General features: G+C 65.5%; 23 protein-coding genes. 8 read left to right on the top strand and 15 right to left on the bottom strand.

The features are described from left to right. Window positions 1–4 precede the first annotated feature (4 nt). Entirely contained in the window at window positions 5–1,252 is a 1,248-nt protein-coding gene (locus M1D93_RS02860) for an RNA polymerase sigma factor (RefSeq protein WP_461173690.1), read from the top strand. A 157-nt stretch (window positions 1,253–1,409) separates the two neighbouring features. On the opposite strand, the gene M1D93_RS02855 is transcribed toward M1D93_RS02860, so the two are convergent. Further along, window positions 1,410–1,667 (bottom strand): hypothetical protein, encoded by a 258-nt coding sequence (locus M1D93_RS02855; protein ID WP_461173689.1) that lies wholly within the window; start codon window positions 1,665–1,667, stop codon window positions 1,410–1,412. Between the two features lie 542 nt (window positions 1,668–2,209). Between M1D93_RS02855 and M1D93_RS02850 the strand changes: the two genes are divergently transcribed. Together M1D93_RS02850 and M1D93_RS02845 are read left to right on the top strand one after the other, a co-directional pair. Next, complete coding sequence (locus M1D93_RS02850) at window positions 2,210–3,823, top strand: MFS transporter (RefSeq protein ID WP_461173688.1); 1,614 nt, start codon at window positions 2,210–2,212, stop codon at window positions 3,821–3,823. 255 nt (window positions 3,824–4,078) lie between these two features. Continuing rightward, complete coding sequence (locus M1D93_RS02845; RefSeq protein ID WP_461173687.1) at window positions 4,079–5,188, top strand: FUSC family protein; 1,110 nt, start codon at window positions 4,079–4,081, stop codon at window positions 5,186–5,188. On the opposite strand, the gene M1D93_RS02840 is transcribed toward M1D93_RS02845, so the two are convergent. From M1D93_RS02840 to M1D93_RS02820, 5 genes are all read right to left on the bottom strand, one after another. Beyond that, entirely contained in the window at window positions 5,156–5,929 is a 774-nt protein-coding gene (locus tag M1D93_RS02840) for an SDR family NAD(P)-dependent oxidoreductase (RefSeq protein WP_461173686.1), read from the bottom strand. The genes M1D93_RS02845 and M1D93_RS02840 overlap by 33 nt on opposite strands. Window positions 5,930–6,007: 78 nt before the next feature. Beyond that, window positions 6,008–7,918 (bottom strand): IucA/IucC family protein, encoded by a 1,911-nt coding sequence (locus M1D93_RS02835; RefSeq protein WP_461173685.1) that lies wholly within the window; start codon window positions 7,916–7,918, stop codon window positions 6,008–6,010. Continuing rightward, window positions 7,915–8,484, bottom strand: coding sequence for a GNAT family N-acetyltransferase (locus tag M1D93_RS02830; protein WP_461173684.1), 570 nt, complete (start codon window positions 8,482–8,484; stop codon window positions 7,915–7,917). Before M1D93_RS02830 ends, M1D93_RS02835 begins: the two co-directional genes overlap by 4 nt. After that, window positions 8,481–9,845 (bottom strand): lysine N(6)-hydroxylase/L-ornithine N(5)-oxygenase family protein, encoded by a 1,365-nt coding sequence (locus tag M1D93_RS02825; RefSeq protein ID WP_461173683.1) that lies wholly within the window; start codon window positions 9,843–9,845, stop codon window positions 8,481–8,483. Before M1D93_RS02825 ends, M1D93_RS02830 begins: the two co-directional genes overlap by 4 nt. Beyond that, window positions 9,842–11,428, bottom strand: a complete 1,587-nt coding sequence (locus M1D93_RS02820; protein ID WP_461175099.1) for a pyridoxal phosphate-dependent decarboxylase family protein — start codon at window positions 11,426–11,428, stop codon at window positions 9,842–9,844. Before M1D93_RS02820 ends, M1D93_RS02825 begins: the two co-directional genes overlap by 4 nt. A 281-nt stretch (window positions 11,429–11,709) precedes the next feature. Between M1D93_RS02820 and M1D93_RS02815 the strand changes: the two genes are divergently transcribed. Continuing rightward, the gene (locus M1D93_RS02815) at window positions 11,710–12,051 is read left to right on the top strand and encodes a hypothetical protein (protein ID WP_461173682.1); all 342 of its coding nucleotides are present in this window, start codon (window positions 11,710–11,712) and stop codon (window positions 12,049–12,051) included. A 205-nt stretch (window positions 12,052–12,256) separates the two neighbouring features. Further along, window positions 12,257–12,568 carry a hypothetical protein gene (locus M1D93_RS02810; RefSeq protein WP_461173681.1) on the top strand — a complete coding sequence of 104 codons (312 nt, stop codon included), beginning with the start codon at window positions 12,257–12,259 and terminating at the stop codon, window positions 12,566–12,568. A 105-nt stretch (window positions 12,569–12,673) separates the two neighbouring features. Here M1D93_RS02810 and M1D93_RS02805 read toward each other — a convergent pair whose 3' ends face one another. The 6 genes from M1D93_RS02805 to M1D93_RS02780 form a co-directional block, all read right to left on the bottom strand. Next, window positions 12,674–13,636, bottom strand: a complete 963-nt coding sequence (locus M1D93_RS02805; RefSeq protein ID WP_461173680.1) for an NAD(P)/FAD-dependent oxidoreductase — start codon at window positions 13,634–13,636, stop codon at window positions 12,674–12,676. 170 nt (window positions 13,637–13,806) lie between these two features. After that, window positions 13,807–14,160, bottom strand: a complete 354-nt coding sequence (locus tag M1D93_RS02800; protein ID WP_461173679.1) for a GNAT family N-acetyltransferase — start codon at window positions 14,158–14,160, stop codon at window positions 13,807–13,809. Window positions 14,161–14,359: 199 nt separating this feature from the next. After that, complete coding sequence (locus M1D93_RS02795) at window positions 14,360–15,211, bottom strand: class II fructose-bisphosphate aldolase (RefSeq protein WP_461173678.1); 852 nt, start codon at window positions 15,209–15,211, stop codon at window positions 14,360–14,362. Further along, window positions 15,211–16,677 (bottom strand): GntP family transporter, encoded by a 1,467-nt coding sequence (locus M1D93_RS02790; RefSeq protein WP_461173677.1) that lies wholly within the window; start codon window positions 16,675–16,677, stop codon window positions 15,211–15,213. The genes M1D93_RS02795 and M1D93_RS02790 overlap by 1 nt, the downstream gene beginning before the upstream one ends. A 139-nt stretch (window positions 16,678–16,816) precedes the next feature. Beyond that, complete coding sequence (locus M1D93_RS02785) at window positions 16,817–17,716, bottom strand: NAD(P)-dependent oxidoreductase (RefSeq protein WP_461173676.1); 900 nt, start codon at window positions 17,714–17,716, stop codon at window positions 16,817–16,819. 137 nt (window positions 17,717–17,853) lie between these two features. After that, window positions 17,854–19,344 carry a four-carbon acid sugar kinase family protein gene (locus tag M1D93_RS02780; protein WP_461173675.1) on the bottom strand — a complete coding sequence of 497 codons (1,491 nt, stop codon included), beginning with the start codon at window positions 19,342–19,344 and terminating at the stop codon, window positions 17,854–17,856. A gap of 156 nt (window positions 19,345–19,500) precedes the next feature. Here M1D93_RS02780 and M1D93_RS02775 point away from each other — a divergent pair, with 156 nt between their 5' ends. Further along, window positions 19,501–20,205, top strand: coding sequence for a FadR/GntR family transcriptional regulator (locus M1D93_RS02775; RefSeq protein WP_461175098.1), 705 nt, complete (start codon window positions 19,501–19,503; stop codon window positions 20,203–20,205). Between the two features lie 8 nt (window positions 20,206–20,213). Here M1D93_RS02775 and M1D93_RS02770 read toward each other — a convergent pair whose 3' ends face one another. The 3 genes from M1D93_RS02770 to M1D93_RS02760 are packed head-to-tail and all read right to left on the bottom strand — an operon-like array spanning window position 20,214 to window position 23,766. After that, window positions 20,214–21,230, bottom strand: coding sequence for a LacI family DNA-binding transcriptional regulator (locus M1D93_RS02770; protein WP_461173674.1), 1,017 nt, complete (start codon window positions 21,228–21,230; stop codon window positions 20,214–20,216). Between the two features lie 17 nt (window positions 21,231–21,247). Next, on the bottom strand, window positions 21,248–22,825 hold the full coding sequence (locus M1D93_RS02765; protein ID WP_461173673.1) for a glycoside hydrolase family 43 protein: 1,578 nt from the start codon (window positions 22,823–22,825) through the stop codon (window positions 21,248–21,250). Beyond that, window positions 22,822–23,766, bottom strand: coding sequence for a DUF6807 family protein (locus tag M1D93_RS02760; RefSeq protein WP_461173672.1), 945 nt, complete (start codon window positions 23,764–23,766; stop codon window positions 22,822–22,824). Before M1D93_RS02760 ends, M1D93_RS02765 begins: the two co-directional genes overlap by 4 nt. Window positions 23,767–24,019: 253 nt before the next feature. On the opposite strand from M1D93_RS02760, the gene M1D93_RS02755 reads away from it, so the two are divergent. Together M1D93_RS02755 and M1D93_RS02750 are read left to right on the top strand one after the other, a co-directional pair. Further along, on the top strand, window positions 24,020–25,330 hold the full coding sequence (locus tag M1D93_RS02755) for an ABC transporter substrate-binding protein (RefSeq protein WP_461173671.1): 1,311 nt from the start codon (window positions 24,020–24,022) through the stop codon (window positions 25,328–25,330). Between the two features lie 46 nt (window positions 25,331–25,376). After that, a complete protein-coding gene (locus M1D93_RS02750; RefSeq protein WP_461173670.1) occupies window positions 25,377–26,327 on the top strand; it encodes a carbohydrate ABC transporter permease in 951 nt (316 codons plus the stop codon). Window positions 26,328–26,335 lie beyond the last annotated feature (8 nt).

The raw sequence follows: 26,335 nt of genomic DNA, 5'->3' as shown, positions 1-26,335 counted from the left end.
CCGCATGGCAGACAAGGACCTGCCCACGCCGGCGATCCAGCGCACGCTGGACGCCGTGTGGCGGATCGAAAGCGCGCGGATCGTCGCCACGCTAGCCAAGGTGACTGGCGACGTCGGCCTGGCGGAAGACCTTGCTCAAGAAGCCCTGCTCGACGCCCTGACGCAATGGCCCGGGTCGGGCGTCCCGGATAACCCGGGCGCCTGGCTCACGGCCGTGGCCAAACGCAAGGCCGTAGACGCCTGGCGCCGCCGGGAGCGGCTAGACGAGCGCTACCGGACCATTGCCCACGACCTCAGGGAGATGACCGAGGACCAATGGCAGCCGATCCCCGATGACGTGCTCCGGCTCGTCTTCATCGCCTGCCACCCCGTGCTCTCCCGCGAGGGGCAGGTCGCCTTGACGCTGCGAACCGTTGGTGGCCTGACCACCGAGGAGATCGCACGAATGCTGCTCGTTCCCGTCGCCACCGTCCAGCAACGCATCGTACGGGCAAAGAAAACCCTGTCCGCCGCGCAGGTGCCCTTTGACACCCCCGACCCCAACGAGTGGAACGCCCGCCTGGGCGCGGTACTGGCCGTGCTGTACCTCATCTTCACCGAAGGCTATGCCGCCACAACCGGCGACCGGTGGATCCGGACCGAAGTGGCCAACGAAGCACTGCGCCTTGGCCGCGTGCTCGCCGGCCTGCTGCCGCGGGAGCCCGAAGTCCACGGACTCGTTGCGCTGATGGAGTTCCAGGCGTCCCGGTTCGCCGCGCGCGTCAACCGCGACGGCAGCCCAATTCTGCTTGCTGACCAGGACAGGTCACGCTGGGACAGGACACAGATCGGCCGTGGCGTTGCATCCCTGGCCCGTGCCGACGCGCTCGGCCGCGGAAGGGGAAACTACTGCCTGCAGGCTGCCATCGCTCAATGCCATGCAACCGCCGGCAGTGTCGAAGAAACCGACTGGAACAAGATCGTGCTGCTCTATGAAGCCCTGGGCCGCCTGGCACCAAGCCCCGTCGTCGAACTCAACCACGCCGTTGCGGTTTCCATGGCCACCGGACCTGCCGCCGCCCTGAAGATCGTGGACCGCCTTGTTGCTGAGGGCGCCCTCCGCCGCTCCCACCTGCTCCCCAGCATCCGGGGAGAGTTGCTCACCAAACTTGGGAGAACCGGCGAGGCCAAAGCCGAACTGCTGCAGGCGGCCGCACTCACCGCCAACGAACAACAAAAGGCCGTTCTGCTCGCCAAGGCGGCCAACCTCTGATCCATGGCGGGTGGGGCCCTGTGGCAGGAATGGAGTGAACCTAAATCGAGGGCGAATGCCGGACTAAGGGCCCCACGGCCGGCAAACGAATGGGGACACCGGATTTCCGGTGTCCCCATTCCTTTACGGTCTTACGGCGTTAATTTTCTCAGTGTCCTCAGGACGAGTGCGGCATCTGTGGCCGGCTGGTGCGGTGGACCGCCGTGACGGCAGCCCCCTGCCCCATCCGTCCGTGGCCGGAACCGCGTTCCTTGGGATGCCGCCGTTTCCCGTTGCCATCGGGCCACCTTTGCTGCCCGCTTGCTCCCAGGGGAGACAGTGGGGCCGGGGCGCCAGGCATGGCGGAGGCATCCATTGCCTCCGCCAGGTGGCTCGCCAGCTCCGGCGCGATGTGCTTGTTGTTTTCGTCAGCCATGTGTTCTTCCTTTCCCGCAACGCAATGAAATGAGCAACGCAATGAAATGAAGTGCAACCAATCGAGGCCAGCCAGGGCCTTTTGTGACTGTCGGAGCGGCCGGCCATACCTGGCCGCAGGCGTCCGCTACCTAAAAGAAAGTGTTCCCATGGCACAACCTTAGGGAAGCGCCGGGCACCTGTGAACCCCCTCAGGAGGGGTGGAAGGAAAAGGACGACGGCGGCACTGCCGGATCTTGGAGGAGGGCTGCGGAAGCAGTGGGCGGCGTCACTTTTTCGCGTATGAAGCGTGCAAAATGACGGCAATGGGAGCCGACAGCGAAAAAAATTCGGTGAGGAGGGTGCACGACCCCGCAGATTCCTATAACGGCGCGGGAAAAGCCGGGAAAGAAACCGTAAGGAACCGGCACGAAAACCCCCGAAAAGGGGTGATCCTACGGCATAAAGGGAGCAGGCGCCATGGCATTCGCGTAAAATTGAAGGCCTGCCCGGAGCGGGGCAGCTACAAGTCGCAAGCAAATGACCTCCACGGGAGTTGCCCAAATGCCCACAGACCGAAGCATCACCGACTCTTCCGCAGGCGTATACAACGCCTCCGGAACCAACCAAGCTACACCCCCCGGCGCCGCACCCGCGGCTGCCAGGGGACCACGCAAGCCAAAAATAATGAAGCGCCGCCGACTCAAGGAGTCGGACGTGAATGTTGTCGACCAGCCCATGCTGAAGAAAGCACTCGGCGGGACCATCGTGGGTAACACCATGGAATGGTTCGACGTCGGCGTATTCGGTTACCTGATCACCACCATGGGGCCAGTTTTCCTCCCCGAGGCCGACAAGTCCGTCCAGACGCTGTTCCTGCTGGGAACGTTCGCTGCCACCTTCATTGCCCGCCCCCTCGGCGGCGTTGTGTTCGGCTGGCTCGGCGACAAGGTGGGGCGGCAAAAAGTACTCGCCGCAACACTGATGCTCATGGCGGCAAGCACGTTCGCCGTCGGACTGCTGCCCGGCTACGCGCAGATCGGGATCTGGGCCGCTGCGCTGCTGGTGATCCTCAAGCTCGTGCAGGGCTTCTCCACCGGCGGCGAATACGCCGGCGCCACGACATTCGTGAGCGAGTACGCTCCCGATAAGCGCCGCGGGTTCTTTGCAAGCTTCCTGGACATGGGCAGCTACCTGGGCTTCGCCCTGGGTGCCGCTCTGGTTTCTGTCCTGCAGCTGACCCTGGGCCAGGCCGCCATGGAGGAATGGGGCTGGCGCATTCCGTTCCTGATCGCTGGTCCGCTGGGCCTGATCGCCATCTACTTCCGGAACAAGATCGAGGAATCCCCCCAGTTCCAGGCAACCCTGGACGCCCAGGAGTCCCTCGGCCAGCACGCGGCCGCAGCTGACACCGACGCCGCCAAGGGTCCTGTGGGAATCGTGAAGGCCTACTGGCGCTCGCTTATCGTGGCCATGATCCTTGTTGCCGCCGCCAACACCGCCGGCTACGCACTGACGTCCTACATGCCGACATACCTCACTGAGTCCAAGGGCTACGACCCCGTGCACGGAACGCTGTTGACCATCCCCGTGCTGGTCATCATGAGCCTCTGCATTCCCCTGACCGGAAAGCTGTCTGACCGGATCGGCCGCCGCCCTGTGCTTTGGATCGGTGCCATCAGCACCGTGGTGCTGGCGACCCCGGCGTTCCTGCTGATCGGCATCGGCGAGGTCTGGTCCACGCTGGCCGGCCTTTCGCTGATCGCCTTCCCGGTGACGTTCTATGTTGCGAACCTCGCCTCGGCGCTGCCGGCGCAGTTCCCGACAGCCAACAGGTACGGCGCCATGGGCATTGCCTACAACTTCGCCGTGGCCATCTTCGGGGGCACCACCCCGTTCATCGTTGCGGCCCTCATCACCGCGACCGGCGACGACATGATGCCCGCCTACTACCTGATGGGCACCTCCTTGATTGGCGCCGTGGCGATCTACTTCCTGAAGGAATCCGCCCAGCGCCCGCTGCCGGGTTCCATGCCAAGCGTGGACACCCAGGCAGAGGCCCGCGAACTGGTAGCCACCCAGGACGAGAACCCGCTGATCGACCTGGACGAGCTCCCGTTCGAAACCCAGGACATCGCGGATTCGAGTGCAGCCGACAAGGCTCCCGCCCGGGTTTAGCCAGGCAGCACCCGGCCGGGGATGCCACCCCGGGCACTCCCCCACCCGGCAGAGCTTGTAGCAACGCTCCAGGGCCCGCCCTGCGCAGCTTCCGCGGAAGCTGCGCAGGGCGGGCCTTCGCCGTCGGCGCCAACACTTCCGCGACGATGTCCATTTGTGTCCCGTGGCGCCGTGGGAAATGGCCTGGGCCCCGCAGCCGATGATACGTTCCGAGAGGCCCGGAAGGGATTTGGAAACAAGCAGGGAAGGTGCCGCATGAAGCTTCTGATGGAGCAGGTGCGCGCCCTTCACCGGCTGGAACCCGCCAACCGCGACCACTTGGCAGCCCTGCGGGTAGCCATCAGCGTTGCAGTTCCCTCGCTGCTGCTCCTGGCCGCCGGCCGCACAGATCTCATCATGTACGCCGTCTTCGGTGCGCTGACGGGCATGTACGGGCGCTCCGAGCCCCACCAGCTCCGGTTCCGGCACCAGTGCCAGGCGGCTGTAGTACTGCTCGGGGGCGTTGCGGCAGGCTTGTTCCTGTCCGTCAACCACCTTCACTCCTGGTGGCTCGTCGCCGTCGAAGCGGTGCTGGCCGGCGTGGGGTCAGTCTTTGCCGACCGGGTGCGGCTCAAGCCCAACGGGCCCTTCTTTGGCATCCTCGCACTGGGGGCCTGCGCCTCGGTACCTCCGGCGGTTCCCTGGCAGGTGGCCTTCCTCATCGCCGCAGGGTCCGCCGCCTTCTCCACACTGGTAGGTTTCGGGGGCTGGATCCGAAGCAGGTCCTGGCAGCGGGGCGCCGTCCGGAACGTTCCCGGGGTGCACCCCGCCGGCCGGGGTGAGTTGTTGGTACACGCTGCCCGGTACGTTTTGGCGGTAGGCGCTGCCGGCACCGTCGGCGTCCTGTCCGGCAGCGACCACCCGCACTGGGCCATGGCCGCCGCGGCGGTACCCCTCGCCGGGGCCGACCTCCCCAGCAGCGTCCGGCGCGGAATCCACCGCATCGTGGGGACATTCCTCGGTCTGGCGGTCACCGCCGTCGTTATCCTCCCCGGCCCCTGGTCCCTGGCCGGGCTGTTCCCGGGCCGGCAGGCCGTGATGCTTGCCCTCCTGGTGATTCTCTTCCAGTTCACTACCGAGCTGTTTATGGCCCGCCACTACGGCCTGGCCATGGTTTCCTTTACGCCGGTCATCCTGCTGATTACCCAGCTCGCCGCGCCCATCGACCCCGCCGTGCTGATCCTGGAGCACGGCGTCGAGACGCTGGCAGGAGCACTGGTGGGCATCGCGGTGGTGGTGGCTGTCCGTCGGTCCGGGACCCGCAGCCCGCGGGCATTGCTTGGGCTCGGGCCCCTATTTCGGCTTACGCGGCGGGCCCGCCACTAGCTTTGCCGGCGCCAGCCTGGCTACCGCCGCCACTGTCTTGTACCGCTTGGACGGGATGGAAACCGCCTTGCCCCGCTCGTTGTCCGCCAGGCCGTCCCGCACCACCCGGTCCGCGTGCAGCCAGGCCCACGACGGCGCTACGGACTTGTCCATGCCCATCCGGTCGTGGAACTCCGTATGCGTAAAGCCAGGGCATACGGCGGTGACCTTAATGCCCCGCTGGCGGTAGGCAAGGTTCGCCCACCGGCTGAAGCTGACCAGCCACGCCTTGGCCGCGGAGTAGGTTCCGCGCGGGAGGAAAGCGGCGATGCTGGCCACATTGATGATCCGGCCACCGCCGCGTTCCAGCATGCCTTTCAGCGCAGCATGGGTGAGCTCCATGGCCGTCTCGCCGTGCAGCTTCAGGTGCTTTTTCTCCTCCGAGATGGGGTTGTCCTCGAAGTTGTGCAGCAACCCGATCCCGGCGTTGTTGACCAGGATGCCCACCGGCCGCTGCGGATCGGATAGGCGTCCGACGACGGCTGCCACGCCGGCGTCGTCGGTCAGGTCGGCGGGCAGCACCTCAGCCGTGATCCCGTAACGCCGTTCCAGGCCCGCCGCGGTTTCCTCGAGGCGGGCCCGGTTCCGCGCCACCAGCACCAGGTTGCAGCCCTGGGCGGCAAGCTGGCGCGCGAATTCGGAGCCCAGTCCTGCACTGGCACCGGTGATCAGGGCTGTTGTTCCGGAGGAGTCTGCAGTCATGCTGCAAGCCTAACGATCACCTGATGGCTTGTGGCTGCAGTGTCCCGGCTGCATTCTCCGGCCTTGCCGTTCCCGGTGCTATTTTCCGGCGAACCTCGCCAGCGGGTTCACCAGGCGCCCGGCCATCTGCAGGCCACCGGATGGGTCTGCCAGATCCAGCATGTGCTGGTTGTTGCGCAACTGGAGCCTGTTGAGGCAGGACAGTTCAAAGTCCGGCGCGAAGAGGTCATGCCGGGCGAACTGGTCTGCGAGTTCGGGGTGCTGGGCCTGGTAGTCCTGGATGGCGGCGGCGGCCGTCCGCCAGAACTCCTCCTGGCTGAGCTTGCCGTCCTCTGCCAGGAGCGCAGCCAGGAAGCGGAAGATGCAGTCGAAGATGTCCGTGAAGATGGCCAGCACCTTCTCGCCGTCCGGGATGGCTGCCTTGATCCGCGACACCTCTTCGGGCAGGTCCAGCCTGTCGCCCATCACCACAATTTCCTCGGCGATGTCCTTCATGATGGCGCGGACCGGCACCCCGTCCTCGAGGACAAGGATCACGTTCTCGCCGTGCGGCATAAACGCCAGTTCGTACTGGTACAGGCAGTGCACCAGTGGAACCAGGTAGGCCTCGAAGTAGTGCCGCAACCAGTCCTGCGCGGCCAGTCCGGAACGCTCGATAAGGGCTGAGGCCATCGGCCTGCCCTCGGCATCCACGTGCAGGAGGTACGCCATGGTGGCCAGCTGCTGCCCGTCCTTCAAGAGCGGCAGCGGGCTCTCGCGCCACAGCGCCGAGAGCATCTTCCGGTAGGGCGAACCGTTCGCGGACCCGGCCTCGTAGTTCCTGTTGTGGTAACCGATGGCGGCGGTTTCACCGATCATGGTGAAACCGCGTGCCTGGAGTGCACCGTCCGACTCGATCAGGTTCCGCAGCCAGTCGTTGATGGCCGGCGTGGCCTTCATGTACTGCGGCGACAGGCCGCGCATGAACCCCATATTCAGTACGGACATGGCGGTCTTGACGTAGTGGCGCGCCGGCGCGCTGGCGTTGAAGAACGTCCGGATCGATTGCTGCGCCTGGTAGATGTCCGTGCCGGTGCCCAGCTGGACGATGCGCTGCCGGGCGATTTCCGCCGCGAACGTGACAGTGAGCTTGTTCTCCCACTGCCACGGATGCACGGGCATCAGGAAGTACTGGTCCGGGTCCAGCCCCTGGACCTGCAGTTCGGCGTCGAAACTGCCCAACAAGGGCCCGAGCTCGGCGTCCAGGTGGGCCCGGTAGTCCAGCCCGGCAGAGAATGTGAAAACGGCGTGGCTGCGGTGGACGGCGATCCACTCCAGCTGGACCGGGGCGCCGGTCTCGGGAGCGAACGCCCGGTAGTCACCGATCCCGAAGCCCAGGCGTCCATTGTTGGCAACAAAGCACGGATGCCCCTCTGTCATGCTCCGCTCAATGGCCTGGAAGTCGGCGGCCCGGTCCACGCCGCCGGTAACTCCGGCCGCGAGTTCGGCGGCCGACGGCTGGCCGGCCCACTGCTTGTAGGCATGGCTTGCCAGGGTGCTGCTGACCTCCTCGAGATACACCGGGAGCATCTGGAGGTTGATGCCCAAGGTGCGGTGGAAAGCCGTGATGAAGTCCAGCACGTCCAGCGGCATTTCGGCGCCGTCCTGGAAGCAGCGGATGGAAGCGGCGTCGATGGACCAGTGGTCGAGTTCGAGGACCCTGGCCGTGAACCGGTACTCCTGCGTGCCGTCGTCGCTGCACACCCGGTAGCTGCCGGTCCCGGCAACAGCGCCGGCAACCCCGTTGGCGCCGGCGTCGGGACACCGCTCCGGGGCAATAATCCGTTCGTGCGAAAACTCGGCGAGCGCCTTGCGGAGCAGGTGCCGGTTGGCGTTGTCCCACCGGTCGCCGGTGAGGTGCGGTACGGCAGTGTTGGTGCCGGCAGCGTTCGCCGACGAGGGTGGGCCGGCGCTGACAGCGGGGGCGGCGGGGTCGAGATGGATGGTCACAGTGAGGCTCCCTGTGGGACGGGTTTGGAAAGAGTGTCGAGTGCGGTGCGGGCGGCCAGGTAGTCGTCGCGGCTGCAGAAGCTCAGCAGCGCGTCCTTGTCGGGAAGGGTCACGACGCCGGCGGGCTGGAAGCCCAGCCGTTCGTTCAGGGCGTGGATCTTCGTGTTCCGCGCATCAGGTTCCACCACGATGCGGTCCACCCCGGGCTTGGCAAAGAGCCGGTCAAGGACGGCGTCCATCACGGCGGCGGTGTAACCAGGCCGGGGTCCTTCCGACGGCGGCGCCACCAGCAGATGCATCCCCAGGTCGCCGGGCAGGACGGGGTAGACCGCCGCCAGCGGCGATGACGCGGGAAGGTACTCCTCCATCAGGAAGGCGGGGACGCCGCCGTCGAGCCCCAGCAGCGCGTGGTGGTGTCCGCTGGCCTGGATCTTGGCGTATTCCGCCACTACGTCGTCAACCCCGGCGGACAGCATGCCCCAGAACGAGGCGTACGGCTGGGTCACCCAGCTGTGCAGGAGCGGCGCGTCGGCCTTCGCGTCGAGGCAGCGGAATGTGAACCTCATGCCGGCACCCCTGTCCTGGTTTCAACGTCAGAGCGCGCGCCCATGCCGGCGGGTGACCCGAATTGCTGGAAGGCGATACTGCGCTCCACCGGGTAGACCTCGCGGCCGGTGATTTCCCGGAGGATGCAGGAGTTGCGGTACGCGCCCATTCCCAGGTCCGGGGTGACGAATCCGTGCGTGTGCAGTTCGGCGTTCTGGACGAAAATCTCCCCCGCTTCGACGCCGGTGCTGTAGTTGCGGTCCACGGCGAACCTTCCTGCGCTGTCCCGGGCTATGCGGTCCTGGATACCGGCCAGGAAGCCAGGTTCCTGGTAACCGTAGCCGGTGGCGAGCACCACGGCTTCGCTGTCCAGCGTGTAGGACGTCCCTTGCTCGCCGTGCTGGAGGTGCAGGATGTGGGTACCGGTTTCCGGATCCCACTGGGCAGCGGTCAGTGACGAGTGGGTCAGCAGCTGCGTGTCCACCATCCCGGAGATGCTCCTGGTGTAGAGCAAGTCGTAGATGGCGTCGATGAGATCGGAGTTAATGCCTTTGTAGAGGTTCTTCTGGGTCTTGTTGAGGTGGTCGCGCTGGTGCGGAGGGAGGCTGTGGAAGTAGTCAACGTACTCGGGAGAGGTCATCTCCAGGGTCAGTTTGGTGTATTCCAGCGGGAAGAACCGGCCGGAGCGGGTGACCCAGTTCAGCTGGTAGCCGTGCGTCTCCGATTCCTGGAGCAGTTCATAGTAGATCTCGGCTGCGCTTTGGCCGCTGCCCAGGATGGTGATGCTGCGGTGCTGCTGCAGTTCCGCCTTCCGCGCCAGGTAGTCCGCGTTGTGGAAGGCCACGCCACCGCGTCCTGCTGCGGCAGCGGCAACGATGTCCGCCGCGGCCTCCGGCACGTACGGGGAGGTGCCGGTGCCCAGCACCAGCCGCCGCGCCAGCAGCACCTCAGGCCCTTCGGGACCGGACACGGAAAGCCGGTACAGGCCGTCGTCGTGCACGACATCCAGCACAGCTGTGCCAAAACGCACGGAGGGCAGCTGCCCTGCCACCCACTGGCAATACTGGTTGTACTCCGCGCGCAGGGGGTAGAAGTTCTCCCGGATGTAGAAGCGGTACAACCTGCCCGTCTGCTTGAGGAAGTTCAAAAACGAGTAGGGCGAGGTGGGGTCTGCCAGGGTGACGAGGTCGGCCATAAAGGGAACCTGGAGGTGGGCGGGTTCCAGCATCATTCCGGGGTGCCAGTCAAAGGACGCCCGCTGTTCCAGGAAGATCCCGTCCACGCCCTCCACCGGCTCGCTCAGTGCGGCCAGTCCCAGGTTGAAAGGCCCGACGCCGATGGCAGCAAAGTCGTAAATCCTGCGGTTGTCCGGGGTGCTCATGCGGATACCTCGTTCTGCAGCAGCCCAGCGCCGGTACGGCGGAGGAGGTCGATGATGCCGGCGATGTCCTCCAGCGTGGCCTCGGCGTTGAGGAGCGTGAACTTCAGGTAGTGCCGGCCGCCCACTTTGGTCCCGGCAACCACTGCTTCGCCTGAGGCGAAGGCGGCGGCACGGATGGCGGGGTTGAGGGCGTCAGCCGCGTCTTCGGAGAGCCGTCCGCCGCCTTCCAGCCTTGGCCGGTACCGGAAGACCAGGGTGCTGAGCTGCGGCCGTGCGGCGAGTTCGAAGTCGTCCTCGGTGGCGAGGCGGGAGCCCACGCGGGCGGCAAGGTCGATGGCTTCGTCGAACAGGGCGCCGATCGCGTCCGCACCCATGATCCGCAGGGTGAGCCACAGCTTCAGTGCGTCGAACCGGCGGGTGGTCTGGATGCTCTTGTCCACCTGGTTGGGGATCTCGGCGAGCGCAGCACTTTCCGGGTTCAGGTAGTCGGCGTAGTAGGTGATGTGGCGCAGCATTGCCGACTCGCGGACCAGGAGGGCGCTCGAGCTGACCGGCTGGAAGAAGGTCTTGTGGAAGTCGACGGTGACGGAGTCCGCGAGGCGCGTTCCGTCCAGCAGGTGGCGGTAGCGGCCGGACACCATCAAGCCGCCGCCGTATGCTGCATCGATGTGGAACCAGGCGCCGTAGGCCCGGGCCAGGGCGGCGAGGTCTGCGAGCGGGTCAACCGCGCCGAAGTCGGTGGTTCCCGCGGTGGCGACAACTGCCATGGGTGAGAGGCCGGCGTCGCGCGCTTCCGCCATGGCCTCGGCAAGGGCAGCAGGATCCATGCGGTGGTCGGGGGTGCAGGGAACGGTGATGACGGCGTCGAAGCCCAGGCCCAGCATGGAGGCTGACTTCTGGATACTGAAATGGCTGTCCTCGGACGTGAAGATCCGCAGCGTGTCCAGAAGCGCCGGAAGGCGGAGGTTGCTTCTCGACGGGTCCTGGCGGAGGCCAGCCACGGCGTGGTTGCGGGCGATCAGCAGGGCCTGGAGGTTGGACTGGCTGCCGCCGGAGGTGAAGATGCCGTCCGCGTTATCCCCGAGGTGCAGCCGCTCTGCTGCCCAGTCGATGAGGCGGCGTTCGATCATGGTGGCACCGGCGCTCTGGTCCCAGGTGTCCAGCGATGAGTTCACGGCAGACAGGATGGCTTCTCCCACCAGCGCCGGAATGACCACGGGGCAGTTGAGGTGCGCTGCGTACTTCGCGTCGTGGAAGTAGATGGCGTCGCGCAGGTACACGTCTTCGAGTTCCTGCAGTGCCGCCGCTGTGTCCTGCAGGGGCGTTGCGAGGTCCACCGCGTCAACCCGGGCTTTCATCTGGGAAGGCCCGACGCCGGTGAACGGCCGGGTGGTGCGTTCCAGTTTGGTGGCCACGGCCGTGACGCCCTGCAGCACCTGCGCCACATAGCGGGGCGAGTTGCGGGCGTTGAAGAGATGGTTTGTGGCGCCCAGGGCGAGCTCTACGCGGGACCCGAAGTCCTGGCCGGGGGCCTGCTGTTGATTACGGGGGTCATCCACGTGTAACTCGTCAAGGCGGGGCATCAGCGGCACTGGTCTTCCTTCGGTCGGCGTTTCCGGCTAGTTGCAAAGGTAAGACTTACTTAGGACAGCCTTTTAAGCAAACTTTTGTGATGTATTTGTCCCGCGGGTTCCGGTTCGCCCGTATTTTTTGCCGACGAGGCCGTCATTGACTGGCGGCGCGAGCTATGCGTCCTGCAAAATGGCCCCCTTGGGAGGGCTGCGCATGACAAGACGGGCGTCGACTCCCGGGCCAGGGTCGGCGTACCGGCAAACGGGCAGTGCAGAAATCCATAGGGGGAAACATGGAACAGCCAGGAAATGCGATCGAGTTCCGGGAAGTGGACCGGGACGGAAACCCGGTATCGGAGGCGGCCCGGTTCGGAGCGGGGGATTATCCCGGCGACCGCTCCGCCGCCGCCATGAACCCGTTCATTGTGATTCTGTGGCTGCTCGCCATCGTCCTGATGGGGGGCGGAGCCCTGCTCTTCCTCAGCGCGAACTCCATGATGGGCCCCACCAGCTCAGGGATGCCGGCGTCTTTCCTGATGTTCACCTTCGCCCCTTACGCGATCATCACGGGCCTGGCCGCTGCCATCTGCCTGCTGTTTTGGCACGCGTGGCAGTGGCAGCGCCGGCGCGGCTAGGACGCCCCGCTTCCCGCGCCCTGGAAACCGGCGTCGGCTAGCGAAGGCGACGGCGGACGGGCGCGGCCCGTGCGCTGGATCACAAGCTGATTTGCCCAACTATTAGTAAGCATGCTTAGGTTATGGGGTAAGTGAACCTCCGCAAGCAGTCGCGGCGGGGCTGCCAACGCCGGCAGTACCGTGAAGAAGCCCAAGGACGAACATCATGACCAGCGTTACGAAAGATCAGCCAGTGGCTCCTGCGGAGCCCGAAGCAGGAGCAGAAGCGTTATGGAGCTCCACCCTCCCCGTAGACGTGGGGCTGCTGGTCACCCTGAACTCAAGAATGCACTGCCGCGCCCCGATGCAGCTGGTGGATCCGGCTGCGCTGCCCCTGTACCAGCCCGTTCACGTTGACGGGGCAAACGTCATTCCCGTCGGCGCCGGCACCTCACCAGCCACCGTGGAGACGTACCGCTGTGCCTGCGGTTTCACCATTGATGTCCCGGCTGCCAGCATGCACGCGCTGGCCAGCTGACCAGAAGAAGTCAGCGGACGGGAATCTCCAGCTGATGCACAACGAGCTGGGCAGCCGGGCGCCCGTTGAGGTACGGGCGCCCGCCAAGCCAGCAAACCCGGAAGGCTAATGGACTGCGGCGGTCCTCGCGGCCTCCACCGCACGCCGGGTATCTTCCAGCACCAGGTCCGCGTTGATGGCCGCCGCCGCTTTCAGTCCGGCGGCAGCCGCCGTCATCACCTGGGCCGATACGTCCGTGGCGTTGCCGGCGGCCCAGACCCCGGGGCAGGATGTCAGCCCCGACTCATCGGTAGCCAGCCGCGTCCCCGGCCCTTCTTCCAGGCCATCCGGTTCCAGGCCGAGGGCCTGGAGCATGTTGGCCTTGCTGATGGTGGCCGGGCTGACCACCAGCACCTCCAGCGGTACCGCTGATCCGTCGTCGAGTGTGACCCCCGTGAGTTTGTCGTCCTGGACCACCAGGCCGCGGACCCGGCCGTCCACCACGTTGACGGACCGCGCTTGCAGCTGTTCCGCCTGGCCCGGGCTGAGGGCCAGTTCGCCATTGAGCAGGAGGGTCACGTCCGGGGTCCATTGCCGGAACGTCAGAGCCTGCAGGACGGCGTGGGCATCAGAAGCAAGCACCCCCACCGGCTGGTTCCTGATCTCCCAGCCGTGGCAGTAAGGGCAGTAGAGCACGTCCCTGCCCCAGCGCTCCGTTAATCCCGGCAGGTCGGGAAGCTCATCCTCGATTCCTGAGGTGATCAACAGCCGGCGGGCTGTGCAGGTTGTGCCGTTGTCGAGCGAGAGCACGAAGTTGTCCCCGTCCCGCCTGGCGGACTTCACGTAACCGGGGCGGCTTTCCCCGCCGTAGTGCTTGAGTTCTTCGCCGCCCGCGGCAAGCAGCGCCTTGGGGCTCATTCCCTCCCTGGTCAGGAAGCCATGTACTCCTTCTGCCCGCAGGTTCCGCTGCCCGCCGGCATCGATTACCACTACGGAGCGCAGCGCCCTGGCCAGGGCAACACCTGCACTCAGCCCCGCCGGTCCCCCGCCGATGACGGCAACGTCGAATGGTTGTTCTTGGTGATTCATCCAGGATTCCTTCCCCGGTTGCGATGCTCCCTTGGAGGGGCGCGCATATGACTGCGTGCGCCCCTCTGCAAGACCGCGCACAGAAAAGGTACCCGGGGCTGCGGCACAATAACGCGCAGGCCGGATTCCCGCGAAGAAGGATATTTATAGCGTTTGGAGTGGCCGGTTCGCTAAGCTCCCGAACCGTTCCTTGCCGGGACTTCCGGCCAGTCGACGCACTGCTCGTAGCCCTCGTGCTTGCGAAGGTAGGCAGCAATGAACGGGCAGTGCGGGATGATCCGCTTTCCTGCTGCCACGACGTCATCGAGTGCAAAATGGGCCAGGACCTTGCCCAACCCCTGGCCTTCGAAGTCCGGTGACGTTTCAGTATGGCTGAAGTCGATATGGCCGGGCAGGTCCTGGTAGAAGGACTGGACGGCGAGCTTGCCGCCCACGTGCAGCTCATAGCGGTGATGCGCGTCATTGCGCCTCAGTGAGACATCGGGGGCGAACTTATCCTCGGTTGACATCGTATTCTCGGTCATGATTCGACACTGGCACTACTTCAGCCCGCTGGCAATGCCCCGGCGTACCCTTCAATATCTTGGGGTTCAGGAGAATCCACGGGAGTTAAACCAAGGGAGGCCAGGATCATAGCTTGATCCTGGCCTCCCCCTCCCGGAGTCTTTGGCCCCTGCAGGGCCAATTCAACCTTGCATGGCGGGACAAGAACTCCTGGGAACGTCAGCGCGTGAGCATCCCCAGGGCCGTTGTGGCGAAGCTGCCCGCGGAGGTGTTCCAGTGGCCCAAGAGCCCCTGCAGGTTCTCGCCGTCGGACCGGTGGCCCGGCAGCTGCTCCTGCAGGGTGGCGAGCACGCCGGCGCGGAGCTCGGTGTTGAAATTGACCTTGCCGACGTTCATGGACGCCGCCTTCACCAGCTCGTCGGCAGGGATTCCGGAGGCCCCGTGCAGGACCAGCGGAATGTGCGTCCGCACCGCGATGTCCTGCAGGACGTCCCAGCGCAGCTGCGGCTCGCCCTTGTACTTGCCGTGGACGTTCCCGACGGCGACCGCCAGCAGTTCCGCGCCGGTCCGGGACACGAAGTCCTCCACCTGGGCCGAATCCGTCAGCCCGGCCACGGCCACGCCGGACTGGTCCGCACCAAAGGCCCGGTCCTCGTCTCCGGCGAGCCCCCCCAGTTCGGCTTCCAGCGGTACATCGGGGCCAAGCAGCGCCCGGGCCGCAACAACCAGTGCGATGTTGTCCTCGTAGGGAAGGGACGAACCGTCGGCGAGGACGGAATCCGCCCCTGCCGAGACGGCGTCGGCCATCACCTGAAGGTCCGTTGCGTGGTCAAGCTGCACTGCTACGGGCACCGACGCTGCGTCCGCCAGGCCCCGGAGGGCCCCGATGAGGCGCAGGCCGTTGGAGGTGGCGGCCGTCTTGGGTGCCACGAGGAGGATGACGCCCCGGCCGGACTCCTCCGCCGCGGCCACCACGGCCAGTGCAGTGGTGAAGTCGTAGCAGGTGAAGGCTGGGACGGCGGAACCCTGTTGAAGGGCGGAGGTGACCAGGTGGTCGAGTCGGGTGCGCATCAGACGCCCAGGCCTCCTACCAGGATCCAGGCCACGAAGGTCAGCGCGAAGCCGGCCAGGCCCAGGATGGTGGTGAGGACGGTCCAGGTCTTCAGGCCGTCGGAGACGGTGAGGCCGTAGTAGCGCACCACGGTCCAGAACCCGGCGTCGGTGACGTGGGACAGGCCCAGCGAACCGAAGCCGATGGCGATGACGATCACCGCGATCTGGGCCGGAGTGTAGCCGCCTTCCATCACGGCGGAGGTCAGGAGGCCGGTGGTGGTGACGATGGCAACGGTTGCCGAGCCCTGTGCGGCTCGAAGGGCCAGGGAGATCACGAAGGCCAGGGCGATGACGGGCAGGCCCAGGTGGTCCAGGGTCTGGGACAGGGCGGCGCCGATGCCGGACGTGCGAAGGACTTCACCGAACACACCGCCGGCGGCGACCACCATCAGGATGGAGGCGATGGGAGGCAGGGCGCCTTCGAAGATTTCGCCGGTTTCCTTCAGCGACCAGTTGCGGCGTACCGCAAGCAGGAAGAACGACAGGGCGACGGCGACCAGGAGCGCGAAGAACGGGTTGCCGATGAACGCGGCCAGGCCGTACCACGAGTTGTCCTTGGGGATGGTGAGGGTGCCCAGTGTGCCGAGCAGGATCTGCACGATGGGTGCGGCGATGAGGAAGATGATCAGGCCCGGGCGCGGCGGTGCGATGGCGGCGGCGCCGGGGCCGTCGTGGCCTACCTTGACCAGGGAGTCAGAGCCGAATTCGTCGACCTGCGCCTTGACCGACGGGAGGAGTTCATACTCCTTGCGGTTCATGATGCTGGCCACCCAGTAGGAGAGGAAGCCCAGGGGAACACAGATGGCCAGGGAGATCAGGGTGATGAGTCCGATGTCGGCGCCGAAGACACCGGCGCCTGCCACGATGCCGGGGTGCGGCGGGACGGCCACGTGGATGGCGAGCATGATCCCGGCCATGGGCAGGCCGAACTTGACCGGATGCACGTTGGCAATCTTCGCGAAGGCGTAGACGATGGGCACCAGCACGATGATGCCGACTTCGAAGAACACGGGGATGGCCACCAGGAAGCCGACGGCGGTCAGCGCCACGGCCACCCGCTTGGCGCCGAGCTTGTCGGTGAAGTGGGCGGCCAGCGACTGCACGCCGCCGGACACCTCGATCATGCGGCCCAGGACGGCGCCGAGAGCGATCAGCAGTGCCACTTTGCCCATGGTGCTGCCCACGCCGTTGGCAACAACGGTGAAGACGTCCTTGAGCGGGATCTGCGCGGTGACAGCCACCATGATGCTGACGGTGAGCAGGGCAACGAAGGCCTGGATCTTGAAGCGGATGATCATTACCAGCAGCACGGCGATGCCGAGCGCGGCGATGGTCAGCAGCAGCGGAGTGCCGAGGTCCACTGCGGGTTTGATGGCTGGAGCGTCAGCCGCCCGCACAATCAGCGGGTTCATCAGATGGTTCACTTTGGGTGTCTCCTTTGACGAGCCAGTCTTCCAGAAGACGGGCAATCAGGCGCCGGTTTTTTCACTAAGGGCAAAGCTGGGGTACGGCGACGGCGGAGGGGGGACCGCCGTCGTCGTACGTTTTCGGGAAGGCGGCTTGCTACTTGGTCCGCTTAGCGGGGGCAACAACCTTGATGACGGCGGAATCATCCGCCGCGGCCAGGCCCTGGGCCTGGCCCAGGAGGTAGAGCTGCTCCGCGGCTGCAGCAACGGGGGCTGCCAGGCCGGCGGCGCGGGTGGCTTTGCCCACGATGCCCATGTCCTTGACGAAGATGTCCAGGCGGCTCAGCACCTCGGCGCCTTCCTCGTTGTAGGCCTCCAGGATGCGGGGGCCGCGGTTGGACAGCATGAACGAGCCGGCGGCACCGGCTTCGAGGGCGGCAAGGGTCTTGGCCTGGTCCAGTCCCAAGGCGTCGGCGAGGGCCATGGCCTCAGCGGCGGCGGCAATGTGGACGCCGCACAGGAGCTGGTTGACGGTTTTGAGGGCCTGGCCGTCACCGGGCTTGTCGCCCACAACGGTCAGGGTGGAAGCGAGCAGTTCAAGGGCGGGGTTCGCCTTTTCGCGGGCTTCGGGGGAAGCGCCGACGACGATCAGCAGGTCGCCTTCGCCGGCACGTTTGGGCCCGCCGGACAGCGGCGCGTCAACGAGCTCAACGCCGTATTCCGCCAGCTTGGCGACGGTCGCCGGGATGGCCTCGGTGCCTACCGTGCTGCCGAGGATGACGACGGCGCCCGGCTCGAGCACAGAGGCCACGCCGTTCTCCCCGAAGAGGACATCGTTGAGCTGCTCGCCGTTGCGGACGGCCAGGAGCACTGCGTCGGCACCCTTCGCGGCTTCGCGGGCTGTGGCGAAGGTGGCAATGCCTGCTTCTTTGGCGAGCTTGAGGCGGGGTTCTGCGATATCGAAGCCGTGGACAGTCAGCTGCGAGGCCAGGCGGGTTGCCATGGGCAGGCCCATGGCGCCAAGGCCCAGGACGGTGACGGTGTAGTTGCTGGTCATGGTGTTCTCCTTGAAATTTGCTGGGCCCACGCCGGCGAGGGCAAGGGGCCGTGGAGCCGCTCCGGCGAGGGCCCCGACCCGAGCTTGCGAGGGTTGGGAGCCGGTGCGGACTTGCGAGGGTTGGGAGCCGGTGGGGACTAGAAGGTGTTGCTGAGCTTGCGGGTGACGTCGGCGAGGGACTGGTCGTCGCCCACGTTGCCGGCGAAGACGATGTACGGGATGCCCTTGGCTGGGCCGTCCACCGGCTCCCAGAGCGAGACGATGCCCGGCAGCATGGGGCCGCGGACGATCGCGTGGCGGATTTCGAGGCCGTGCGCGGCAACATCGGAGGACGTAATGCCGCCCTTGGCGATGACGAACCGCGGCGGGAAGGTCTTGAGGGTCCGGTTCACCACGGCGACGACGGCGGCCGAGACCGTGCGTGCGATCCGCAGGCTTTCGGCGGGGTCGTCGGTCTTGATGAGCAGCCGGCTGGTGTGGACGATGACGTCGCCGCCGCGGAGGGCGTCGACGACGGTGTCCACGGTCTGGTCCAGGTGGGCATCAGCTTCCGCACCGAGGAGCTTTTCGACGTCGATCTCGACGATCCGGGCGGCACTGTGCTGTTCGGTCAGGGCCTTGAGCTGCCGGGTGGTGACGCCTACATGGGAACCGACGACGATGAGCCCGCCGGCCTCGGACGGGGTGTTGCCGGCGTAGGCTTCGGCGCCGCTCAGTTCGGTGCGGATTTCCTGGCCGATCCGTGCACGGCCGAACGGGGGGCCAACGCGGTAGAGCAGCTTCTTGCCGCGCCGCTCGGTTTCTTCCAGCCCGAGGGACAGCGCCCGAAGGTCATTTTCGGTGACGATGTCAGCCACGATCGGGGTGGAGTCGGTGGCTGCTTCGATGGCATCGGCGATCGCTGTGGCGCTGATCTTCGCACCTTCTGCCGCATCTACGGCCGAGGCGCCGGCGCGGATGATGTTCAAGTCCAGGACGATCACCGAGTCCGCGCTGAAGCGGCCCTGGGATTTTTCCTGGACGTAGTCGGCCATCACGGAGGTGGTGAAGCCGAAGGTGGCGTCCTTGGCGAACTCAGTGTCGGAGACCGGGGTGAGCGTTCCGGCCGCGTCGCCCGTGCCGCGCATGTAGTGGACGCCGCCGATGGTGACGCGCCCGGCGTCGGGGAAGGCCGGGACCAGCACTATGCCGTCGGTCTTTTCCCCGCTGACCTCCGCAACCGTGGCGGCAATGACGTCCGGCTCCAGCGGGTAGTGGCCCCGGAGGGTGGAGTCACTGCGGCTGACAAACCCGAGCCGCAGGGTATCCGGTGACCCGGCAGCGGCGAGGGCGTTGCGGACCACTTCCTCGTTGCGGGCGGCTGCCTCGGCCGGGTCCAGGCTGCGGGTGTTGGTGAGGACGTAGACGGCGGGCTTGGCCTGGCCAAAGGCCCAGATGAAGTCCTCCACCTCCCACTGGGTGAGTACGGGCAGATCTGCCACGGACTGCGTTCCGGTGGGGTCGTCGTCGAGCACTACCAGGACACGCGGGGTTTCCGCGTTGGAGGCAGCCAGCGTGCTGGCCACCAGTTCGGCGGGAATCCGGACCTCGGCCGGGTAAGCGGCCAGAACGTCTGCTTCAAGCGTCACAGTGCACTCCGTTGTGTATGAATCCGGGCGGATCCGATGTAAAGGTATCTGTAAGATGTCTGACATCTTGCATTTGCACACCAGTGTGGCATAGGACATAAAGACGCGCAAGTAGACTTGTCTGACAAATCCACGAACGGTATCGACGGGGGCAGCATGGCAAGGAAGTCGCTGGTAGGCCAGGTGGCGGATGAACTCCTGGACCGCATCATCGCAGGCGAATTTCCACCGGGCGCCACTGTTCCGGGCGAGCACGAACTCAGCGCCGCGCACGAAGTGAGCCGGATGACCGTCCGCGAGGCAATGAAAACCCTTGAGGCGCAGCGGATCCTCAGCGTCGAGCGCGGCCGCGGCACTTTTGTGAACCCGCTCAACCGGTGGGCCTCCCTCGAGGCGGTGCTGCGTGCAGCGTCCGAGGGCAAGAATGAAGAGGAGGCTTCAGTCCAGCTGATCGAACTCCGCCGCATGCTGGAGACCGGTGCGTGCGAACTCGCGGCTGGGCGCATCAGCGACGCCGATATCCAGTCCCTCTACGGCTACGTGGCCGCCATGCGCGCCGCCCACGAGGTGAACGACGTCGCCGCTTTCGTAGAAGCGGACCTGGCGTTCCACGACCTGATCCTGCATTCCTCCGAGAACGTCTTTGTGGCCGTTCTCTTCGAGCCGCTCCACCGGGTCCTGGAAAAGAGGCGGACCGAAACGTCAGCCGTGCCCGAGATCCAGGTGCACGCTATCGGCCACCACCAAAACATTGCCGAAGCGCTGGAATCCCGCGATGCTGCACGCTCCCGGGAGGCAATGGACGCCCACATGCAGCAGACCCTGGACGACCTCAAGAACCTGGTGCTCGAGGCAAAGTAATTGCTGGCTTAGCGCGCCGGCGGGGCCGTTGTTCCCCGGACCACGAGTTCGGTCGCTACCTCGAGGGCCGTGGGAACGGCGGCGCCGGACTGGTCCTGCTGCTCCGTCAACATCCCCACTGCCATGGAAGCAAGCTGTGCCAGCGGCTGCCGGACCGTGGTGAGCGGCGGCGACGTCAACGCGGCCTGCGCGATATCGTCAAAGCCCACAATGCTCAGGTCTTCGGGAACGTGGAGCGAGCGCTGGCCGGCCGCGTTCATCACGCCCAGGGCCTGCAGGTCGCTGCCCGTAAAGATGGCGGTGGGCGGCTGGGACAGATCCAGCAGCTCCCCGCCCAGCCGCATTCCCGACTCGATACTGAAGTCGCCGTCCTGCACGAGCTCCGGCAGGACGGGCAGCCCGGCCTCGTGAAGCGCAGCTGCGTAGGCTGCGTAGCGGGCACGGCCGTGCCCGGGACTGTGCTTGCGGCCGGTGATGATGCCAATCCTGCGATGGCCCTGGCCCAGCAGGTGGCTCACTGCGGCCAGGGCACCGGAGAACGACGCCGGGCTGACGCTGGGTATCGCCAGCCCTTCGGTTCCTTCGGGGTCGATGGCGACGGCAGGAATCTTCAGCGTCCGAAGTGTAGTAACGAGGCGCGAATCCTTCCGCGGCGCCAGCAGCAGCACTCCATCGAGCCGGTTGACGGACGGCTCGCGCAGCTTCCGCCAGCGCTCCGCCGTCGCGTGCTCAGCGCGTGCATAGGCAACGGCATACCCCAGCCGGTCCGCGGCCGCCTCCACTCCCGCCATGGTCTCCAGGACCCAGGGAGAGTCGAAGTTGTTAACCACCAGCTGCAGGACTCCCGGCTGGGTGACCGACGCGGCGCGCTTCGAGTAGTCAAGCTCCTCGAGTGCCTGCTGAACCCTGGCGCGGGTGGCCTCGGAGACGTGGGTCCGGCCGTTGAGCACCTTGGACACCGTAGGCACGGAGACGCCTGCTGCGGCCGCGACGTCAGCAATTTTGGGACGCGGAGTGGCGGTCACAGGGGCGGTCCTCGGAGTCATCTAGTTACGGCGGCGAATTGCGGGGCGGTGGGACGCCGGGCTGGCGCAACGTCCACACGCACGGGTCCCACGATAACATTGCCGCCCTCTTCCGAACCCAGTGGTGAAGCCGCGAAGAGGCCCAGCTCCGCGCCGATCCACTGGCCTTTCGCTACGTCGAAGTTCCAGCCCTGCACTTCCCACGGTTCCCCGGGTCCGGAGCGCCAGGCAAAGGTTGACCGGGGCGTGCCGTCAGTTCGGATCTGCAGTTCTATCCGGGAACCCGGCAGGACACGTTGCCTGCCCAGCCGCTGCTCGTGGGGCCCCTCTCCCCCGGTGCCATCACCAAGGACATAGCCTTCAGCTGTCCTGACGATGCCCAGCCAGGCGTATTTCAGCCCCAGCACCACCACGCCTGCGCGGGTTCCCACCGGGACGTCCTGCAGCTCGAGCGAGGTGGTGAACGTGGATGGCGTTCCGGGCAGGATTTGCCCGAGCAGGTTCGGAAGCTCGCGCAGGTTTACCGGATCGTTGGCCTTGGGCTTGAGGACGAGGTGCCCAACCCCGCACTGGTGCGCCCAGTCATCCTGCGAATTCGCCTGCCAGTGCCACTGCGGCCCCAACCGCGGTGACGAGAAGTCGTCGCTGGCCGGCGGTGCAATGTTTTCCGCGGCAGTACCCGCGGGGTAGGGATGGGTCATCACAGGGGTTCCCGGTCCGCCGTCGGGATTCCGGACTCCCATCCAGGGCCAGCCATCCTCGCCCCACCCCATGGGCTGCAGGTGCACCACCCGGCCGTAGGGTCCGCGGTCCTGGAAGTGCAGGAACCAGTCCTCGCCCCGGGGACTGGTGACCCAGGCGCCCTGGTGGGGTCCGTTGACCTCGGTATGTCCCTGCTCAAGGACGCGCCGCTCCTCGTAGGGCCCGAACGGGGACCTGGACCGGAATACCGACTGCCAGCCGGTGGCCACCCCGCCCGCCGGGGCGAAGATCCAGTACCAGCCGTCCCTCTTGTAGAACTTGGGACCTTCCAGGGTGCTGTAGCCCGGGAGGTCGGCCCCGTTGATCACATGCGTGCCGTGGTCCAGCAACCTGCTGGCGTCCGGGCTCATGCGGTGGACGGTGAGCCGGTTCTTCACGCCCACCCGGCTTTGGGCCCAGCCGTGCACCAGGTAGGCCTGGCCGTCGTCGTCCCACAAGGGGCAGGGATCGATGAGCCCGCGGCCGGGATACAGGAGGTGCGGAGTGGTCCATGGGCCCTCAGCCTTTTCGGCGCTCAAGACGAAGATGCCATGATCCGGATCCGGGTAGAAGATCCAGAAGCGCCCGTTGTGGTGCCGGAGTGAGGGAGCCCAAACACCGCTGCCGTGGCGCACCAGCGAGTAGTGGCTGGTCTGGGGGAGCTCGGTGAGGGCGTGACCGGCATGCTCCCAATCCACGAGGTTCCGCGAGCGCAGGACCGGCAGGCCGGGGACGCGGTTGAAGCTGGAGGCGATGAGGTAGTAGACGCCGTCCACCTGCACCGCATCCGGGTCCGGCCAGTCGGCGTTAAGGATCGGGTTGCGGTAGGCGGGAGCGGGGATCCGGGTAGTCATGATGTCCTGTCGGGAGAGCTGGGGCTTACGAGGGGGTGCTGGCTTAGGAGGTCCAAGGCTTGGGCGGCGGTGGACACCTGGCCGTCGTGGATAACGGCGTGCAGTGCAAGTTTGAGCGGGTTGCTGTGGTCCACGATGGCGGGTTCCGCCCATGCCACGGCCGGTCCGGCGCCAAGGTAGCCTTCGGCCCGAATGAACCACGGAAGCAGTTGGCCGGGCTCTTGTGCGAGCACAACACTGACTGGTCCGCCATCGATCACCATGCCGATCGAAAGCCAGGGCGAGAGTGAACCGTGGGCAGCATCGGCACCGCTGCCGGCGTTGGACATGACAAGCGGCGCGCTGCTGCCGTGGGGAAAGCGCCAAAAGATGCCGCCGTATCCGGCACCCTTCCGTCCTTTCACGGCCGACGACGATACCTCCAGCCGCTGCACGCCTGCCGCGGGGACAATCACCGAGGACAGCGAAAGGCCCCACGTCCCGGGTGCCGTGTGGGGAAAGTACCGGATGCGACGCTGCTCGACGGCGAGTTCCCCACCGTCCTTGGACAACCAGGAGACGTTGCCGGATGCTTCCTCCGGCGTTGACTGCCAGGCTCGCGGAAGCTGCCTTCCGTAGTTGGCCAGGAGCATGGGTCCATTGCCGGCCGTATAGGTTGACCCGCCCCAGAAATTGGTTCCGTTGACGTCGGAGAAGGCGATGGAAAGGCCAAGGTGGTGCCGGTGGTCAGCCGGTTCAGCATCGGTGACAACCGCGCCGGCCGCTGAACGTACCGGGTGCAGGTAGGGCCGGGGCGCAAGGTTGGCCGGCTGTCGAAGAGCAGTGTTGTGGACGGCGGAAGGGTGTTCCCGCCGGGTTGGACCCGGCGCTTCAGCGGGTTGGGTGTAGTGGGCCACGCCGACCTCCAGTAGGGGCAGTTCAAGGGATGTGGGGTTCAGCATAACCAGATCAGAAAGAGTCGGCAAGAAGTATGGAAACTTTCCGCTTTCTATTGCGTTGCGGTTTCAAAATTGTGTTGACAGTCACAGTTGGTATTTGCTAGAAATCGTTTACCGAGTTTTGGTTTTGGTCACTTTGGCCGTCTGAGGCTGGATCTTTTCGGAGATTCCGCTGCTGCACAACACAGAAACTTTCTGAGCTATTTCACGATTAGAGGCCCGCTAGCAGTGGGCAACCCTAGAGAGGCGTCATTCAATGATGAAGACTGTCAGCACCCCTATCTCCCGCAGGTTGGTCCTGGGCGCAGCCGTTACGGCCGCCGGCCTGGCGCTGAGCGGCTGTGGTGGAGGTTCGGCACCTGCTGCCGGTGGCGGCGGCAACGTGGAGTTGAACTTCGTCTATTGGGGTGACTCCAACCGGGCCAAGATGACGGACGCGGCAATCAAGATCTTCGAGGAGAAGAACCCCGGCATCACTGTCAAGAGCGAATACCAGGACAGCGGCCCCTACGCCGACAAACTGGCTACCCGCTTCGCCGGCGGAAACCCGCCTGACGTCCTGAACATGGCCAACCGCACTCTCCTTGAGTACGCACAGCGGGGCACCCTCGCCGACCTGAAATCCTTCCCGGAGATCGACCTGAAGGACATCCCCGCCACAATCCAAAGCCGCGGCGAGGTTGACGGAAAACTGTACGGCCTGGCCACCGGAGTCAACCTCATCGGCATGGTGGTGAACAAAACCATTACCGACCAGGCCGGAGTCACCATTCCGGATGACAAGACCTGGAGCTGGGAAGACTATGCAAAGTTCGCCACCGAGATCACGCAGAAAACCGGCGGCAAAATCTACGGTGCCGGCTATGACGTAGCCACCGAGACGGGTCCCATCCTCCTCGCAAGGCAGCGTGGTGAGGACTTCTACACCAAAGACAACAAGCTCGGTGTCAGCGAAGAGACCATACGCGACTGGTTCCAGTACAGCGTTGACCTCCGGGCCGCAGGAGGCTACCCGCCAGCAGGGTTCTTCGAGCAGATCGGCGGCTCCCCCGCCCAGTCGTACCTGGCCAAGGGCACCGTCGCCTCCCAGATCATCCCGATCAACAACTACAAGGGATACAACGAGGCCGCCGGCGGAAACGTGGTCCTGCTGCGCATGCCGGGCGAAACCACCGAAAAGCGCCGCGGATACTCGGCCGATCCCAGCATGCTGTGGTCCATTGCCGCGAAGTCCAAGCACCCGAAGGAAGCGGCGAAGCTGCTGAACTTCCTGATTAACGACGTCGACGGCGCCGCGGAGACGCTGACCCAGCGCGGCGTTCCCATCAACCCCGAAGTGACAAAGGCCATAATGCCCAAGCTCGGCGAAGACGACACAAAGTTTGTGCAAATGGTCGCCGACATCCAGAAGGACGACCTCGCCCCGGCCTACGTCTATCCCAAGGGCGCAAGTGTCGTCGCGGACACTCTCAAGCAGCTGGCAACAGAAGTCGAGTTTGGCCGCGTCACCCCTGCCGATGCAGCAAAAACCTTCCTCGAGAAGAGCAATGCAGCCATCAACAAGTAGCCGGCCCACGTCCAGATTTTTCGTTACGCAGATAGGAGCCTGACGCATGTCAGTGCTGACCAAGCAAACCTCCGGCGCGGCCGCCACCCTGGCCGCGCCGGGCGGGAAACCCAGCCGTGCACGCGGCAAGCGCACCAATCAGCGTTCCGGTTACCTCTTCCTGCTGCCGTGGTTCATCGGCATGCTGTTTACGATCATCCCGTTCTTCGCCTCCCTTTACCTCGCGTTTACGGACTACAACCTGTTCACAGAGCCGAACTTCGTGGGACTGGCAAACTTCCAGGCAATGTTCGAGGACCCGAGGCTCCTGCAGTCGCTGAAGGTCACATTCATCTACACCTTCGTTTCCGTGCCCATCTCCCTGGCCGTGGCCCTCCTGATAGCCCTGGTACTGAATCGCGGCCTGCAAGGCCTGGCAATTTACCGGTCCGTTTACTATTTGCCGTCCCTGCTCGGTGGAAGCGTCGCGATTGTGATGCTCTGGCGCTACATCTTCGGCAATGATGGAATCGTCAACGGCTTCCTGGGTCTCCTCGGGATCCAGGGCCCGGCATGGGTCACGGACCCTGAGTTCGCGTTGAGCACCCTGATCGTTTTGAACGTGTGGACATTTGGTTCGCCGATGGTAATTTTCCTCGCCGGCCTGCGCCAGGTGCCGGCCATGTACTACGAGGCCGCCTCCATCGACGGAGCGTCCCGGTGGCGGCAGTTCCGGAGCATCACCCTGCCGTTGATCAGCCCCATCATCTTCTTCAACCTCATCATGCAGCTGATCGGATCCTTCCAGACCTTTACCCAGGGCTACGTGATGAGCGGCGGCACCGGCGGACCGGCGGATTCCACGCTGTTCTACAACCTGTACCTGTACCAGAAGGGCTTCACGGAGTTCGAGATGGGGTATGCCTCGGCCATGGCATGGCTGCTGTTGATGATCATTGCGATTTTCACGGCCATCAACTTCATTGCATCCAAGTTCTGGGTCTTCTACGACAATTAAGGCACCGC

Source organism: Arthrobacter sp. Z1-9 (assembly GCF_054792695.1).
This window is presented reverse-complemented; position numbering and strand designations above follow the sequence as displayed.